The organism is Chitinophaga sp. sic0106, assembly GCF_019219075.1.
Classification (GTDB): Bacteria; Bacteroidota; Bacteroidia; order Chitinophagales; family Chitinophagaceae; genus Chitinophaga.
In genome coordinates this window covers 1-255 of record NZ_JAHUWJ010000073.1, presented here as the reverse complement: position 1 = coordinate 255, position 255 = coordinate 1, and the positions used below count along the sequence as shown (strand labels likewise).

Here is a 255-nt window from a genome sequence, read left to right as displayed (position 1 = left end):
CGTTTCCTCCAATAGCGGACCCGCAATATGCGTTACCGTTAGGTTATCAAAATAAACATTATCTATGGATTCGTTATTCGTATATACGTACAGGAAACCGGTTTGGTTTACTGTAAACTTATCTACTGTAAGACTTTGTAGCTCATCAGGGTTATTGCGCAGAGAACGGATACCGGTATTCTCTTCCACTAATTTAAAGCGATCATTGAATACCGCAAAATTTAAATGCGCCCGCGGGGCAACAGCATCAAAGGA

The 255-nt window shown here is 41.2% G+C and carries 1 protein-coding gene; it reads right to left on the bottom strand.

Features of this window, described 5'->3' with window-relative positions; all coding sequences use genetic code 11:
• Positions 1 to 255: hypothetical protein (locus KW844_RS29550; protein ID WP_218380246.1), on the bottom strand; the 255-nt coding region annotated here is incomplete at both ends.